The following is a 15,703-nucleotide window of genomic DNA, read 5'->3' as shown; positions in this document are numbered from 1 at the left end:
GCGGCGCAGCCAAGGCTAACGACGTGCTTCAGTCGGACCCGGCTTTCGCACAAGACCTCTACGCCGCAGCCGATCGTCACGAGCTCGCGTAACCCCCCTGCGCCGCTGACGCGGCTTCCCCCCTGGGAGGGGGGACGACGCCAGTGGCCCGGCAAAGCCGGTTCCACGGCGTCTCTGGATCAAGACACGCGCGCCGGAGACGGAGCGGTCACTTCAACATCCATTCGTGTGCCGGGTCGTTCTTGAAGACCCAGAAGCGGTTCGGCCCCGCCATCACGTTCAGGTAGTACAGGTCGTAGCCGTGGGGCGCCACCACCGGGTGGTAACCGCGCGGCACCATCACCACGTCGTGGTTCTCCACCGCGCAGGCCTCGTCCAGGCTGCGGTCGTCGGTGTAGACGCGCTGGAAGGCGAAGCCCTGCGGCGGGTTGAGCCGGTGGTAGTAGGTCTCTTCCAGCAAGGTTTCGGTGGGAGGGGTTTCCTGGTCGTGTTTGTGCGGCGGGTAGCTGCTCGAATGGCTGGCCGGCGTCATCACCTCCACCACCAGCAAATGCGCGGCCGTCGGGTCGTCGTGCGGCAGGATGTCGCAGACGTAGCGCGTGTTCGTGCCCTTACCGCGCACGCTGCGCTTCATCGTCGCCGGGTCGAGCACCCGCACCATGCGGTTGCGCGCATCGGCCGGCGCGCTGCACAGCGCCACCTCGGCCGCCCGCACCGCGCGGATGTGCACCACCTTGCCGGCCGGCACATACACCGCTGCGGGCGACACCTCGTCGAACACGCTGTTGCGTGTGCCCAGGCTGGCGTGGGTTTCACCGTCGATGGTCACGTCCACCGTGCCGGTGAGCACCACCAGACACAGCTCGCGCTCACCGGATTCCACCGCTTCGGATTCGCCGGACGCCAGACGCAGGGCGCGAAAGCCCACGTGCGTCCAGCCGGCGCGCTCGGGGGTGACGTTGACGATCTCGCGCCCGGCGGGCGCGGCTTTGGCAAGCAAAGGACTGACCATGTGAAGCTCCTCGTGTTCAGTTCAGCGAGTCCACCAGGCCGCGCAGGGTCCGGTAGCCCTTCTGCGCGTATTCGTAGCTCGGCGCCACGGCCGGGTCCTGCTCGGCCTCCACCACCAGCCAGCCCTGGTAACCGTTGTCCTTGAGCGTCTTGAGCACGGTGGCGTAGTCGATGCTGCCATCGCCGGGCACGGTGAAGGTGCCGTTGATCACGCCATTCAAGAAGCTCCAGCCGTCGTTGCGCGCCTGGGCGATCACGGGGGTGCGCACGTCCTTGCAGTGCACGTGCACCACGCGCTTCACGTGTTTCTTCAGCAGGTCCACCGGGTTGGCGGCGCCGCCGAAATAGGCATGGCCGGTGTCGAACAGCAGGAAGACCTTGGCCGGGTCGGTCAGCGCCATCAGCTTGTCCACGTCGGCCGGCGACTCGACGTAGGCGCCCATGTGGTGGTGGTAGGCCAGCCGGATGCCGTAGGTCTGGAGCAGGTGTTCACCGAAGGCGTTCAGGCGCTCGGCATAGGCCTGCCACAGCGCGTCGCTGGCGAACTGCGGGCGCTTGGAGACGGGCGTCTCGATCTGCCCTTGCACGGTGCCGGCGCACTCGCCGTAGACCACGACCTTCACGCCGTTGAACTGCAGCTTGCTCATGTGGGCTGTGCAGCGCTCGGCTTCGGCGGCCACGGCCTGGGCGTTGTTCTGCCCCGGCTCCAACTCGGCCAGGAAACCGGAGTACCAGCCCGACACACAGGCCAGGCCGAACTCGTCGAGCTTGGCTTTCAGGCCCGGGCCGTCCTTGGGGAACTTGTTGCCCAACTCAAAGCCTTCGTAGCCGATTTCCTTGCCTTCTTTCAGCGCGGTCTCCAGCAGGGTTTCGCCGCCCAGGGAGGGCAGGTCGTCGTTCATCCATGACAGGGGGTTGATGCCAATGCGGACGTTCCAGCTCATGTGACAGGTGCTTTCTTGAATGGGTTGAGGGGTGAGGGGTGGACGCCAGGCGCCCAAAGGTGGGGCCTGGCGGGCGTGTTCAGTGCGTTGGGGGTCGTGCGTTCAGGCTGGCCGGCGTGACCAGCTCGAACGGCACATTCACGAAACGGGGAACCGGTTGTCTCTTGATCAGCTGGAGCGCGGTGAACACCGCGCTGGCGCCCTGCCCCGCCGCGTTCTGCAGAACGGTCACTTTCAGTTCCCCCGCCTTCATGGAGGCCAGCGCATCGGGGGTGGCGTCGATGCCCGCCACGATGAACCCGGGCGTCCACGCCTTGGCCGCTTTGAGGGCTTCGATCGCGCCGAGGGCCATCTCGTCGTTGTTGGCCACCACGGCATCGAATGTCTTGCCGGTCGCGGCGCTGGTGGCCACGAGGTTGAGGGTGATGTTCCGGGCGCGCACGCGGTCCCAGCTGCCCAGGCGCCTGTCGAGAACCTTGATGCCACGGCAGGCGGGTGTGGCCAGCACGTTGTCAATGTCCTGGGTGCGGGTCCGCGCGGCCTCGTTGGACAGCAGGCCCATCAAGACCACGATGCTGCCCTTGCCGTTCAGCAGGCGGCAAACCTCCTCGGCCTGCAGGGTGCCCGACACCTTTTCGTCGGACGCCACCAGCGCCACGCCTGGGGGCCATTGCTCAAAATCGGCCGGTTTCCGGTTCACGTACACCAGGGGAATCCGGGCCTCGTTGACCATGTGGGTGATCACCCGGGTAGCCTCGGTGTCCACCGGCACCACCACCATGGCGTCGACCCGCTGGGCGACCAAGCTGCGGATCTGGTCGAGCTGCCGGCTCTTGCTGCCCTTGGCGTCTTCGATCAGGATGCTCGCGCCGGATTTCTTGCCAGCGTCCACCACGCCGTCCCTCAACAAGCTCAGGAACGTGTCCTGTTCCGACACGGCAAACCCGATCTTCTGGGCCTGTGCGGCCAGCGGCGCGAGCAGGGCGCTGCAGGCCGCGGCCATCCACATCGCGCGCCGGACCCTGCCCAGCCCGGGAAGAAGCTGGTTGGTCATCACAGGCGCTGCCCGTTCTGCGCGACCACGTGGTTCGCGTGCGCCGCGTTGACCTCAGGGCGGGTGGACACCTCGGGGATCGCGACCTCCCACCAGCAGCCACCGTCGGTGATGCGGTGGTGGGTGGTGTCGATCACGATGACCTGGGTGCGCTTGGCCTGACGGGCCTTCACCATCGCGGCCTTGAGTTCGGCCACGTCTTTCACGTGCACCGCGTCGGCGCCCATGGCGCGCGCGTGCATCGCGAAGTCGATATTGCTGCGCTCGCCGCCTTCGGGCACGCAGTCGTCCAGCATGTTGTTGAAGCTGGGGCTGCCGGACTTGAGCTGCAGGCGCTCGATGCAGCCGTAGCCCCGGTTGTCCAGGATCACGACGATCATCTTCTGGCCCAGCAGCAGCGAGGTCGCCAGCTCGGAGTTGGCCATCATGTAGGAGCCGTCGCCCACCATGACGATGGACTCCTGCCCGGGCCGGGCCATCTTCACGCCCAAGCCGCCGGCCACCTCGTAGCCCATGCACGAGTAGCCGTACTCCATGTGGTAGTTGCCCGGCAGGCTGGCGCGCCAGAGCTTGTGCAGCTCGGCCGGCAGCGTGCCGGCGGCGCACAGCACCACGTCCTTGGTGCCGCTGTCCAGGCCCAGCTCGGTGGCCGAGTCGCGCACCGCACCGATCACCTCGGCGTCGTAGGGCAGCATGTCCTTGGGCACGTTGGTGGTCAGCTCGCCGATGCGGGCGTTGGCGGCCGCGGCCTGCTGCTTCGCTCGTGCCGTCCAGGCGGCGTCAGCGGTCCAGCCGGCGAGCCCGGCTTCCAGCTGGCCCAGGCCCACGCGGGCGTCGGCCACCAGCGCGGCGCCGCTCCATTTACCGGCGTCGTAGGGCTGCACGTTCAGGCTCAGCAATTTCGCCCGAGGGAACAGCGCGTGCGAGCCGGTGGTGAAGTCCTGCAAGCGGGTGCCCACGGCGAACACCACGTCGGCATCGCGCGCCATCTCATTGGCCCAGGACACGCCGTCCACGCCGATGGCGCCGAGGTTGAGCGGGTGGTCCCAGGGCAGGCTGCTCTTGCCGCCGTGCGACTCGACCACGGGCACACCGTGCGCTTCGACGAAGGCGCGCAACCCGGCCCAGGCCTGGCTGTACAACACCCCACCGCCGGCCACGATGAGCGGGCGTTGGGCGGTACGCAGCAGGGCCACGGCGTTGGCCAGCTCGCGCTCGTCGGCCGGCGGGCGGCGGAAGCGCAACACCTCGGGGTTCAGGAAGTCTTCGGGGCAGTCGAAGGCCATGGCCTGCACGTCCTGCGGCAGCGAGAGGCAGGCCGGACCGCAGTTGGCCGGGTCCGTCATCGTCTGAATCGCGCGCGGCAGCGCGGTGAGGATGTGCTCGGGGCGGGTGAGGCGGTCGAAGTAACGCGTCACTGGGCGGAAGCAATCGCTCGCGCTCACGTCGCCTTGGCCGAAACTTTCGATCTGCTGCAGCACCGGGTCGGGCCGGCGGGTGGCGAACACGTCACCGGGCAGCAGCAGCACCGGCAGGCGGTTCACATGCGCCACGGCGGCAGCCGTGACCATGTTGGTCGCGCCCGGGCCGATGCTGGTGGACACGGCCATGATGCGCTGGCGGAACTGGGCCTTGCTGTAGGCAATCGCCGCGTGCGCCATGGTCTGTTCGTTGTGCGCGCGGTAGGTGGTGAGCTGCTCGCGCTCGGCCGCAAGGGCTTCGCCCAGACCGGCCACGTTGCCGTGGCCGAAGATGGTGAACACGCCCCCGCAGTAGGGCTCGATGGAGGTTCGACCGTCGAGGTGCTCCACCTCCATGCGCAGGGCGGCCAGGTGCTTGACCAGCGCCTGCGCCATCGTGAGTCGTTGGGTTTTCATAGGTTCTGTCGTGTCAAGCTGCGGCGCGTTGGGCGGCGTGGCGACTGCGCCAGGCATCGACCAGCACCGCGAAGTTTCGCGCCACTTCGTCCACCAGGGTCGTGTCGTCGATCTCGCCCTTGAACCACTTCAGCGAAGCGTCCACCCACAGCGTGCGCCCGACCATGAAGCCCTTGACGATGGGGTTGGTGGCGTTGGCGAAGCTCGCCGCCAGAAAGTCCAGCGGCTGGTTGAGCCCCAGGATCACGGCGCCTCGGCAGTGGCGGTCGCGTTCGCTGATGAGGGCCTCCAGGTCGCGCCAGCCCTGCTCCTGCATGGGCGCGAGCTTCCACCACTCAGGCTTGACGCCCAGGTTGTAGAAGCGCTTGACCGCGCGCAGCACGGCGGCATCGGCGCTGCCCTCGGGCGTCATCGCCTTCGGGGGAATGATCTCCAGCAGCAGCTCATTGCCGCTCTCTCGCGTGGCTTCCCACAGCTCCAGCACGGTCTGTTCCTGCTGAAGGCGCAGCTCGAAATGATCGTCCGGGTGGTAGTGCACCAGGCATTTGACGACCTGCTCGGTCGGCCAGTGGACCAGAGCGCTGCCGATGGAGCGCGTGCCGTCGAAGCGCAGCGGGCGCGAGCCCGGCAGCTCCACCGGACGGCCCACCCACCAGCCGCGGCCGGTGGCGCTGGCCAGCGCGTCGCGGCCGTAGTCGCCGCCGTCGATCAACACCCCCGTGTGGCCCTGCAGTTGGCGGCTGCGTTCGACCTGCTCGGCCGCCTGCACCAGCAGTTTCTTGAGCGCGGGGATGCGCGCCTCGCTGCTGCCGGCGGCACGCGCGATGTCGTAGAACTGGCTGCGGTGGTCGAAGGCCATCACGCACAGCTCGTCCCAGCTCGGGCGCGCAGCGGTCACGCGGTGCAGGTGCGCCAGCTGCTCGTCGGCGTCCACCTTCGGATTGCGGCTGCCACCGAACCAGTGAGCCAGCTCGGCCGGCGTGGGCATGGCGGCGGAGCAGGCGTGGCGCGAGACCACGATGGCGCCGCAGGCGTTGGCGACCTGGGTGGCTTCGGCCCAGTCCTTGCCCTGCAACAGGCTGGCCAACAGGCCCGAGAGGAAGGCGTCGCCCGCGCCCAACACGTTGAGCACCTCCACGCGCTCGCCCCGGTAGGTGGGCGCAGCGTTGATGTCGTCCGGGATGTCGCCCTCGATCACGCAGCAACCCAACGCACCGCGCTTGACCACCAGCGTGGCCGTGGGGCACAGGGCGCGCACCGCGCGCAGGCTGGCGATGAGGTCGTCGGCCACACCGCCCGCAATGAAGAACTCCTCTTCCGTACCCACCAGCAGGTCGAACAGCGGCAGGCTCTGCTGCAACTGGCGCGTCACGCCCGCGTCGTCCACGAAGCGGTTTTCACCGGCGCCGCGGCCGGTCAGGCCCCAGAGCACGGGGCGGTAGTCGATGTCGAGCACGGTCACGGTGCCATGGCGGCGCGCAGCCTGCAGCGCCTTGTGCGCGGCGGCGCGCGTGCCTTCGGTGGACAGGTGCGTGCCGGTGATGGCGAGCGCGCGGCACTGGGCGATGAAGGCTTCGTCGATGGCGGCAGCGTCCAGCGCCATGTCGGCACAGTTCTCGCGAACGAACAGCAGGGGAAAAGTGTCGCGGTCCTTCAGGCCCAGCAACACCAGGGCCGTGAGGCGCTGCGGGTCGACCTGCACCTGGCTGGTGTCGCAGCCTTCGGCCTGCAGGCTTTCCAGCAGGAAGCGGCCCATCTGCTCATCGCCGACGCGCGAGATCATGGCGCTCTTGCTGCCCAACCGCGCCACACCAAACGCGAGGTTGGCCGAGCTGCCGCCCAGGTACATGGCCATGCTGCGCGCGTCTTCCAGGCGGGCGCCGAACTGTTCGGCATACAGGTCCACGGCCAGTCGGCCCAGGCAGGCCAGGTCGTGGCGGCGGCCTTGCGGAAATGGAAGTTGGCTCATCGGCGTTGCAGCCTCCGGCGGGAGGCATCGGTCAGGATTGAAGGACCCCATGGGGTGATTGGCGGAACGGCGGCACGGCGAAAAAGCCATGGCACAAACCGCATGGTGCTGAGTCTATGTTTTTAAGAAAATATTTTCTCTTAGTGTAAACACTTAGAAATTATTTTTCTATTTTATCTATAGTTCACCCTGCCAACCGCAGAGCCACCCCCGTTCCGGCACAGTCCGGCCGAGAGGCGACCCAGGCAAACCACCTCAATCCATTGGAGACATTCATGAAAAAACTTCTCGTCGCAGCCGCCGTGTCCACCACCCTGCTGGCCCCGCTGGCAGCTCACGCCCAGAAAGTCGGCCTGGCCATGGCCGAGCTGGACACGTTCCTGACCATCCTCAAGAACGGCACGGTGGACGCCGCCAAGAAATCCGGCGCGACCGTGCAGGTGGAAGATGCCCAGGCCGACGTGGGCAAGCAACTGAGCCAGATCCAGAACTTCATCGCCCAGAAGGTCGACGCCATCATCGTCAACCCGGTCGATACCGACGTGACGCCCAAGATCACCAAGATGGTGACCGACGCCAAGATCCCGCTGATCTATGTGAACCGCAAGCCGGTCGACTTCGCCAAGCTGCCCGAGGGCGTGGCCTTCGTGGCCTCGGACGAAAAGGTTTCTGGCACCCTGCAGACGCAACAGGTCTGCAAGTTGCTGGGCGGCAAAGGCCAGGTTCTTGTTTTGATGGGCGACCTGTCCAACGAAGCCGCACGCACCCGCACGCAAGACATCGAAGACGTGATCAAGACCAAAGAGTGCTCGGGCATCAAGATCGCCGACAAGCGCGAAGGCAAGTGGAGCCGCACCAACGGCCAGGACATCACCACCAACTGGCTGTCGTCGGGCGTGAAGTTCGACGCCATCATCGCCAACAACGACGAGATGGCCCTGGGCGCCATCAACGCGCTGAAGGCGTCCAAGAAGTGGACACCAGCCAGCATCGTGGCAGGCATCGACGCCACCCCCGACGCGCTGGCTTCCATGAAGGCTGGCGACCTGAAGGTCACCGTGTTCCAGAACGCTGCGGGCCAAGGTGCTGGCGCCGTCGAATCGGCGCTCAAGCTGATCAAGAAGCAGCCGGTGGACCGTTTCGTGAACGTGCCCTTCGAGCTGGTCACGCCTGAAAACCTGAGCAAGTACGGCGGCAAGAACTGACCGTTCTTCGCCGCAGGGCGACCCTGGTGGGTCGCCCTGTTTGTCCTTTTTGAGCCAGGAGACCGTCACCATGTCAGACCCCGCCACCCTGGAACGCCCCGCTGCGGGCGGCCAGGCCTCATCCACACCGCTGCTCGAAATCCGGGGCATCCGCAAGGCCTTCCCCGGCGTGGTCGCGCTGGACAACGTCGGTTTCCAGCTTCGGGCCGGCACGGTGCACGCCCTGATGGGCGAAAACGGCGCGGGCAAGTCCACACTGATGAAGATCATTGCCGGCGTCTACACGCCGGACAAAGGCGAGATACGCCTCAAGGGCCAGCCCGTCACGCTCAAGTCGCCCATCGATGCGCTGAGCCAGGGCATCGCCATGATCCACCAGGAACTCAACCTGATGCCGCACATGACGGTGGCTGAGAACGTGTGGATCACCCGCGAACCCAAGAACCGTTTCGGCTTTGTGGACCACGCCGAACTCAGGCGCCGCACCGAAGACCTGTTCGCGCGCCTGAACATCCACATCGACCCGCTGGTCGAGATCCAGACCCTGTCGGTGGCGAGCCGCCAGATGGTGGAGATCGCCAAGGCCGTGTCCTACAACTCGGACGTGCTGATCATGGACGAGCCCACCTCGGCGCTGACCGAGACCGAAGTGGCGCACCTGTTCGACATCATCCGCACGCTGCGCGCGCAGGGGAAAGGGATCATCTACATCACCCACAAGATGAACGAGCTGTTCGAGATCGCCGACGAGTTCTCGGTGTTCCGCGACGGCCAGTACATCGCCACCCACGCGTCCAGCGATGTGACGCGCGACGACATCATCAAGATGATGGTGGGTCGCGAGATCACGCAGATGTTCCCCAAGGAAACCGTGCCCATCGGCGAGGTCGTGCTGTCGGTCAAGAACCTGTGCCTCAAAGGCGTGTTTGAAGACGTGTCCTTCGACATCCGCGCGGGCGAGATCCTGGGCCTGGCCGGCCTGGTGGGCTCGGGCCGCTCCAACGTGGCCGAGACGCTGTTTGGCGTGACACCCGCCACCAGTGGCAGCATCAGCATCCGGGGTGAGGTGGTGAAGATCAACACCCCGGCAGTGGCCATGGGCCATGGCATGGCCTTCCTGACCGAAGACCGCAAAGACACCGGCTGCTTTTTGTGCCTGGACATCCAGACCAACGCCGAAATGGCCGTGCTCAACCAGCGCTACGTCAACAAGGCCGGGTTCGTGCAAAGCGCCCAGCTGACCAAAGACGCGATCGAGATGGCCAGGCGCTTGCGCGTGAAGACGCCCGACATGCAGGAGATCATCCAGAACCTCTCGGGTGGCAACCAGCAAAAGGTGCTGGTCGCGCGCTGGCTGTTGACCAACCCCAAGATCCTGATCCTCGACGAACCCACGCGCGGCATCGATGTGGGCGCCAAGGCCGAGATCCACAAACTGGTGAGCGAACTCGCCGGCCAGGGAGTGGCCATCCTGATGATTTCTTCTGAAATGCCCGAGGTGCTGGGCATGAGCGACCGCGTCGCGGTCATGCACCAGGGCCGCATCACCGGCATCCTTGACCGTTCCGAAGCCACCCAGGTCAGCGTGATGGACCTGGCCGCCAAGTGACCCCCGGAGTCCCCATGAACACCACCACCGCGAAGACCACCATGTCCTCCCTCGCCACCCCCTCCAAATTCAAGCTGCCGCAAGAGGCCAGCATCTTCCTCGTGCTGGCCGGCATCTGCGCGCTGTTTGAAGTGCTCGGCTGGGTCATCAACGACCAGAGCTTCCTGTTCAACCTGGACCGCCTGCAGATCATCATCCTGCAGATGGCGGTGATCGGCATCATCGCCATCGGCGTCAACCTCGTGATCATCACCAGCGGCATCGACCTGTCGTCCGGCTCGGTGGTGGCCGCCTCGGCGGTGGTCGCGGCCAGCCTGGCGCAAGTGTCCGACTTCCCGCGTGCCGTGTTCCCGGCGCTGGTGGATCTGCCCATCTTCTGGCCGATCCTGGCAGGCGCGTTCACGGGGCTGGTCATCGGCTGCATCAACGGCTCGCTGATCGCCTACACCATGATCCCGCCCTTCATCGCGACGCTGGGCACCATGGTGGCCGCGCGCGGTTTCGCCAAGTGGTTCACCGGCGGTATGCCTGTGTCGATGCTGACGGACGACTTCGCCTGGATCGGCTCGGGCGCCAACCCGGTGTACCTGTTCCTGATCATTGCCCTGATCTTCCACGTCATCCTGCGCTACACGCGCTTCGGCAAATTCACCTACGCCATCGGCGCCAACCGCCAAGCGGCCATCGTCTCGGGCATCAACGTCAACCGCCACCTGATCTGGGTCTACACCATCGCCGGCCTGCTGGCGGGCATCGCCGGCACCGTGACCGCCGCCCGCGCCATCTCGGGCCAGTCCAGCATGGGCGTGATGTACGAGCTGGACGCGATCGCGGCCGTGGTGATCGGCGGCACCTCGCTGGTGGGCGGCAAGGGCCGCATCACCGGCACCGTGATCGGCGTGCTGATCCTCGGCGTGATGACCTCGGGCTTCACCTTCATCCGCATCGACGCCTACTACCAGGAGATGGTCAAGGGCGCGATCATCGTGGCCGCTGTGGTGGCTGACCAGTACCGCAACCGCAAGCGCCGCGCCTGAGTTTCATTGGTTGTCTTCACAGCCCTTATGAGCCACCTTTGGGTGGCTCTTTTTTTCGCAGTCCGATCACACGTTCTCTGCGGTGTACAGCTCAAACGGCAACACAAAAGGCTGGCCAAAGGCCACCGGCGCGCCGGGCTCCAGCGCGCGCAGCAGCACAGACACGGCGGTCTCGGCCACCGGGCCGACAGGCGTCTGGATCACGAGGTCGATCACGCCGTCGATGAGCGCCAGCCGGTGGTCCGGCGTGAGGCCGTGGGCCACCACGACGATGCCACGCCCCGCGCCCTCCTCGCGCAATGCCCGCACGATGCCGCGCATGGCGCCGCCCCCGGTGTCGTACAGGCCCACCAGCTGCGGGTGGCGCGCCAGCAGGCCGAGCGTGGCTTCGTAGCCCAGTCGCTCGTCTTCCAGGTTCACCCGCGCGTCCAGCACGCGCAGCCCAGGGGCCTGTTCGCGCAGCGCGGCGCGGAACGCCATTTCGCTGAGTTCCTGCCCGAGGTAGCGGTGGCTGCCGATGAACACCGCCACCTCGCCCTCACCGCGCGAGAGGCGGCGCACCGCCCAGGCCGCCGTGCGCCCGCGCTGACGGTCGTCGATGCTCACGCAGCCCAGGCGCAGGGGTGAACCCAGGTCGCTGAGCAGGGCCAGGCAGGGATGGCCTTCTTCATGCAACTGGGCCACCGCAGCGTTGACATGCGGATGGTCCAACGCCACCATGCCCAGCGCGTCGCAGCGGCGCCCGAGTTCCAACAGCTTCTCGCCAATGACCGCCGGCTCCAGGTCGTCCACGAACTCGACCACGGCCGTGCCACGCCCGTCGGTCTGGCGTGCGACAGCGTCGCGCAGGGCCAGCGCGAAGGCCTGGTAGAAGGGCGACGAACGCTTCTGCAGGCAGAAGCCCAGGCGCCGGTGGGCGGCCCGCGCGGGCAGGCGCTGGCGCATCAGGTGCACCGCGTGGTAGCCCAGCCGGTCGGCCGCTTCGATCACGCGCAGGGCCGTGCCTTCGCGCACCGGCAGGCGGCTGTTTAGCACGCGGTCCACCGTGGCGGTGCTCACGCCCGCCGCCTCGGCGATGGCCTGGATGGTGACCTTGGGTTTCATGCCGGCTCCTGCCAGAAATGCAAGTTCTGGTAGCGTCATTCTGATGGATTTTGATGTCATTTGATGGCTGATGATTGGAAAATTTTTTCGAATCAATGACACTCCTGAAAATCACTCACGAGACCGTTTTCCATGACCCCCGCCCGTGCCGCCGTCGCCTCGCCCACCCCGTCCAGCCGCTCCCGGGACGACTACCGCCTGATCGGCGGCGCCGGCGGGCGCGCCGAGGCCGCCGGCCTGGTGAACGCCGCCTGGTACCAGTGCCCGGTGCCGCGCGCCGATCTCAAGGCGCTGATGAAGCGCGACGACGCCCACGCCCTGCGCGACACCACGCTCTGGTACGCGCTGATCCTGGGCGCGGGCGCGCTGTTCGTACACGGCTGGTTCGCGGGCTGGAGCGCCTGGGCGCTGCTGCCCGCCTACCTGCTCTACGCCACGCTCTACAGCAGCCCGTCCGACAGCCGCTGGCACGAGTGCGGCCACGGCACCGCCTTCAAGACGCGCTGGATGAACGACGTGGTCTACCAGCTGGCGTGTTTCCAGCTCACGCGCCGGCCCACGCGCTGGCGCTGGAGCCACGCGCGCCACCACACCGACACGCTGGTGACCGGCCGCGACCCGGAGTTCAACGTCACGCTGCCGCCCGACATCCCGGCACTGCTGCTGAATCTCTTTGCGCTCAAGAACGTGCCGACCGAGCTGTGGACCACGCTGCGCCACGCGGTGGGCCACATCAGCGCCGAAGAGAAGACCTACATCCCCGAGATGGCGTGGCCGTCGGCGGTGCGCACGGCACGGGCCTGGGTGCTGGCCGACGGGCTGATCATCGGCGCGGCGCTGGCCACGCAGAGCTGGCTGCCGTTGCTGCTGCTGGGCCCGCTGCCCAGCATGGCCGGCGCCTGGCTGATGCACCTGCTGGGCCTGACGCAGCACGCCGGCCTGCCCGAGAACGTGCTGGACCACCGGCTCAACAGCCGCACCATCCGGATGGGGCCGGTGTTGCGCTTTCTCTACTGGAACATGAACTACCACGTGGAGCACCACATGTTCCCGCTGGTGCCCTACCACGCGCTGCCGAAGCTGCACGCGCTGATGAAGGCCGACTGCCCACCGCCCTGCACCAGCACGCCGCAGGCCCTGGCCGAAGTCCTGTCCGCCATCTGGCGCCAGCGCGGAGACACCGGTTTTTTCATCGCGCGCCCACTGCCCATCCGCCCCTGAAACCCCATAACCACAAGCTGGAGACCACCCCATGAATCACTGGACCGATGTCTGCGCGCTGGACGCGATCGACGACGAAGACGTGCTGCGCTTCGACCACGCCGGCAAGACCTACGCGGTGTACCGCGTCGAAGACCGGGTCTACGCCACCGACGGCCTGTGCACCCACGAAAAGATCCACCTGGCGGACGGCCTGGTGATGGACCACGTGATCGAATGCCCCAAGCACAACGGACGCTTCGACATCCGCGACGGCCGCGCGCTGGGCGCGCCGGTGTGCGTGAACCTGCGCACCTGGCCGGCCCGCGTGCACGAAGGCCAGGTGCAGATCCTGCTGGAAGCGGTAGGCGCCCATGACTGACACGACCACACCTGGCATGGTCATCGTCGGCGCTGGCCACTGCGGCGGCCGCGCGGCCCAAGCCCTGCGCGAAGCCGGCTGGACCGGCAGCATCCACCTGATCGGCATGGAACGCCACCTGCCCTACGAGCGACCGCCGCTGTCCAAGGAACTGCTGACCGGCGAGAAGACCGCTGGGGCCTGCCAGCTGCGCAGCGCACAAGCCCTGATCGACGACGACGTGCGCCTGCACACGCAGCGCGTGTCGGCGCTGGACACCACGCGCCGCTGCATCACACTGGCCAATGGCCAGGTGCTGCCCTACCACCGCCTGCTGCTGGCCACCGGTGGCAGCGCGCGCTGCCTGGACATCCCCGGCGCCGACCTGCCCGAGGTGCTGACGCTGCGCACCGTGGACGACGCGCTGCTGCTGTCGCAACGCCTGGGCACGGGCCGGCGCCTGCTGGTGGTCGGTGGCGGCTTCATCGGGCTGGAGGTCGCCGCGTCCGCGCGCCGCGCGGGCATGGCCGTGACCCTGGTGGAAGGTGCACGGCGCCTGCTCGGCCGCGCCGTGCCGGCCGACATTGCCGCCGGTGCGCAGGCACTGCACCAGGCCCATGGCGTGGACCTGCGGCTGGGCGTGCTGCCCACCGCCATCGTGCCGCGCCAGCCCGGCGGCGTGCGCGTGCAACTGAACGACGGCAGCCAGGTGGACGCCGACACCGTGCTGGTCGGCATCGGCATGAAGCCAGCCACCGCCCTCGCGCGCACAGCGGGCCTGACCGTGGCGCAAGGCATCGTAGTGGACGCCGCCCTGCGCACCAGCGCGCCCGAGGTGTTCGCGGCCGGCGACGTGGCCGAGTTCCCGGGGCCGCTCTCGGGCCAGCCCATGCGGCAGGAAACCTGGTTCAACGCCGAGACCCAGGCGCGCGTGGCGGCGCACAACATGGTGGGCGGCCATGAGGTGGTGCACCAGCCGCCCTGGTTCTGGAGCGACCAGTACGACCACCAGCTGCAGGTCTGCGGCGAGCCGGCGATGGGCACACACACGGTGGTGCGCGAGCTGGGCGGCGGTGACCGCATCGCCTTCCACCTGGACGCGCAGGAACGGCTGGTCGGCATGAGCGCCTGGGGCCTGGCCCCCCGCTGCCTGAAAGAGGTCAAGCTCGCTCGCCTGCTGGTGGAGCGGCGCATCAACGCCCGCCCGGCCGACCTGCACGACCTGGCCGTGAAGCTCAAGGCGCTGGCCGCGGGCACGGCGGTGCTGACATGAACGTTGTGTGCCCGCCGCTGTCCATCGGCATCAACCTCGACGGCGTGCTGGTGCACGACGGCCAGCCCACGCCCGACACACCCACGCGACTGCGCTGGGTGCGCGAGGCCGGCGTGTTTGACTACATCGAGAAGAACATCGACCCGCGCGAGGACTTCGTGCCCTACCGCGACTGGGTGGCCGAACACGGCGTGCCCATCGGCGTGCTCGGCGGCATCTTCTGCGCCGGCCGCGACGAGGCGCTGATGCACTGGGGCCTGCGCACCGGCGGCGAGCTGGGCGCTCGGCTGTTCAACATGCAGCTGTTTGCGCGCCACGCCGATGGTCACGAACTGAACGACCGCGAGGTGGCGGACTGGTTTCTGGACGCAATGGAGCACGGCAGCGCCGTCGGCTGCCTGCCTTCGATGGAGGTGCACGTGGACATGTGGAACGAGCGCTTCCACCGTGTCGAGGCGGTGGGCGAACTGCTGGCGCGTGCGAACGTGCCGCTGCGTCTGACGCTGGACCACTCGCACCTGGTGTTCAAGATCGGCAACGACGAGGAGTTCGCGGCCAGCGGTCTGCAGGGCTCAGCCGATGGCGGAAGATCGCGCCTGGCGCCGGGCCAGGCGAACAGCTTCTACCGCCAGTGGCTGGCCCGCGGCTGGGTGGTGCACGCGCACACACGCAGCGTGGCCCCGGGCGTGCCGGGCAACGCTGCAATGCAGCGCGCTGACGGCCGCCCGGGCCGCGCGATCCAGTACCCCTTCACCGAACCCTCACCGGGCAGCTTCCACCTCGACTGGGACGCCCAGGCGCTCACGACCTGGAAGGACGCGGTGCTCGAACTGCTCGCCGAGATGAAGGCGCACCCCGAGCGCACCCCCCAACAGATCAGCTGCGAGTTCATTCCCTTCCCCGACTACGGCGGCGGCGGGCGCTACGACATCTGGCAGAACAACATCGCCTGCGCGCGCTGGCTGCAGGCGGAATGGCGGCGCCGCTCTGATCGCAGCACCAGCCCCCAATGAAAAAGGCCAGCGAACGCTGGCCTTTTCCGGGTCAGGGACTGAGCGG

General features: G+C 67.5%; 13 protein-coding genes. 7 read left to right on the top strand and 6 right to left on the bottom strand.

All coding sequences use genetic code 11. The features are described from left to right. Positions 1 to 208: 208 nt before the first annotated feature. From iolB to iolC, 5 genes are all read right to left on the bottom strand, one after another. Complete coding sequence (gene iolB / locus B0E41_RS14080) at positions 209 to 1,012, bottom strand: 5-deoxy-glucuronate isomerase (RefSeq protein WP_077331786.1); 804 nt, start codon at positions 1,010 to 1,012, stop codon at positions 209 to 211. Between the two features lie 16 nt (positions 1,013 to 1,028). Continuing rightward, positions 1,029 to 1,955 carry a myo-inosose-2 dehydratase gene (gene iolE, locus B0E41_RS14075; RefSeq protein WP_077331785.1) on the bottom strand — a complete coding sequence of 309 codons (927 nt, stop codon included), beginning with the start codon at positions 1,953 to 1,955 and terminating at the stop codon, positions 1,029 to 1,031. Positions 1,956 to 2,034: 79 nt separating this feature from the next. Beyond that, positions 2,035 to 3,009: a substrate-binding domain-containing protein gene (locus tag B0E41_RS14070; RefSeq protein ID WP_253194847.1), complete on the bottom strand. Its 975-nt coding sequence runs from the start codon at positions 3,007 to 3,009 to the stop codon at positions 2,035 to 2,037. Then, positions 3,009 to 4,886 carry a 3D-(3,5/4)-trihydroxycyclohexane-1,2-dione acylhydrolase (decyclizing) gene (gene iolD, locus B0E41_RS14065; RefSeq protein WP_077331784.1) on the bottom strand — a complete coding sequence of 626 codons (1,878 nt, stop codon included), beginning with the start codon at positions 4,884 to 4,886 and terminating at the stop codon, positions 3,009 to 3,011. The genes B0E41_RS14070 and iolD overlap by 1 nt, the downstream gene beginning before the upstream one ends. A 13-nt stretch (positions 4,887 to 4,899) precedes the next feature. Continuing rightward, positions 4,900 to 6,855: a 5-dehydro-2-deoxygluconokinase gene (gene iolC / locus B0E41_RS14060; RefSeq protein ID WP_077331783.1), complete on the bottom strand. Its 1,956-nt coding sequence runs from the start codon at positions 6,853 to 6,855 to the stop codon at positions 4,900 to 4,902. A gap of 275 nt (positions 6,856 to 7,130) precedes the next feature. Here iolC and B0E41_RS14055 point away from each other — a divergent pair, with 275 nt between their 5' ends. From B0E41_RS14055 to B0E41_RS14045, 3 genes are all read left to right on the top strand, one after another. After that, positions 7,131 to 8,060, top strand: a complete 930-nt coding sequence (locus B0E41_RS14055) for a sugar ABC transporter substrate-binding protein (RefSeq protein WP_077331782.1) — start codon at positions 7,131 to 7,133, stop codon at positions 8,058 to 8,060. A 70-nt stretch (positions 8,061 to 8,130) separates the two neighbouring features. Next, positions 8,131 to 9,669: a sugar ABC transporter ATP-binding protein gene (locus tag B0E41_RS14050; RefSeq protein WP_077331781.1), complete on the top strand. Its 1,539-nt coding sequence runs from the start codon at positions 8,131 to 8,133 to the stop codon at positions 9,667 to 9,669. A 14-nt stretch (positions 9,670 to 9,683) separates the two neighbouring features. Beyond that, positions 9,684 to 10,706 (top strand): ABC transporter permease, encoded by a 1,023-nt coding sequence (locus B0E41_RS14045; RefSeq protein ID WP_077331780.1) that lies wholly within the window; start codon positions 9,684 to 9,686, stop codon positions 10,704 to 10,706. A 66-nt stretch (positions 10,707 to 10,772) separates the two neighbouring features. Here the strand turns inward: B0E41_RS14045 and B0E41_RS14040 are convergent, their stop codons facing one another. Further along, positions 10,773 to 11,810 carry a LacI family DNA-binding transcriptional regulator gene (locus B0E41_RS14040; RefSeq protein WP_077331779.1) on the bottom strand — a complete coding sequence of 346 codons (1,038 nt, stop codon included), beginning with the start codon at positions 11,808 to 11,810 and terminating at the stop codon, positions 10,773 to 10,775. A gap of 132 nt (positions 11,811 to 11,942) precedes the next feature. Between B0E41_RS14040 and B0E41_RS14035 the strand changes: the two genes are divergently transcribed. Genes B0E41_RS14035 through B0E41_RS14020 form a run of 4 tightly spaced genes read left to right on the top strand, consistent with a single transcriptional unit; the run spans position 11,943 to position 15,657 of the window. Further along, positions 11,943 to 13,031 carry a fatty acid desaturase gene (locus tag B0E41_RS14035; RefSeq protein ID WP_077331778.1) on the top strand — a complete coding sequence of 363 codons (1,089 nt, stop codon included), beginning with the start codon at positions 11,943 to 11,945 and terminating at the stop codon, positions 13,029 to 13,031. Positions 13,032 to 13,062: 31 nt separating this feature from the next. Next, positions 13,063 to 13,392 (top strand): MocE family 2Fe-2S type ferredoxin, encoded by a 330-nt coding sequence (locus B0E41_RS14030; RefSeq protein WP_077331777.1) that lies wholly within the window; start codon positions 13,063 to 13,065, stop codon positions 13,390 to 13,392. Then, on the top strand, positions 13,385 to 14,644 hold the full coding sequence (locus B0E41_RS14025; RefSeq protein ID WP_077331776.1) for an FAD-dependent oxidoreductase: 1,260 nt from the start codon (positions 13,385 to 13,387) through the stop codon (positions 14,642 to 14,644). The genes B0E41_RS14030 and B0E41_RS14025 overlap by 8 nt, the downstream gene beginning before the upstream one ends. Next, positions 14,641 to 15,657, top strand: a complete 1,017-nt coding sequence (locus B0E41_RS14020) for a xylose isomerase (protein ID WP_077331775.1) — start codon at positions 14,641 to 14,643, stop codon at positions 15,655 to 15,657. Before B0E41_RS14025 ends, B0E41_RS14020 begins: the two co-directional genes overlap by 4 nt. The last annotated feature ends 46 nt before the right edge of the window (positions 15,658 to 15,703 follow it).

This window comes from Hydrogenophaga sp. A37, assembly GCF_002001205.1.
Lineage (GTDB): Bacteria > Pseudomonadota > Gammaproteobacteria > Burkholderiales > Burkholderiaceae_C > Hydrogenophaga.
The sequence above is the reverse complement of the archived record's forward strand: the minus strand, read 5'-3'. Positions and strand labels throughout refer to the sequence as shown.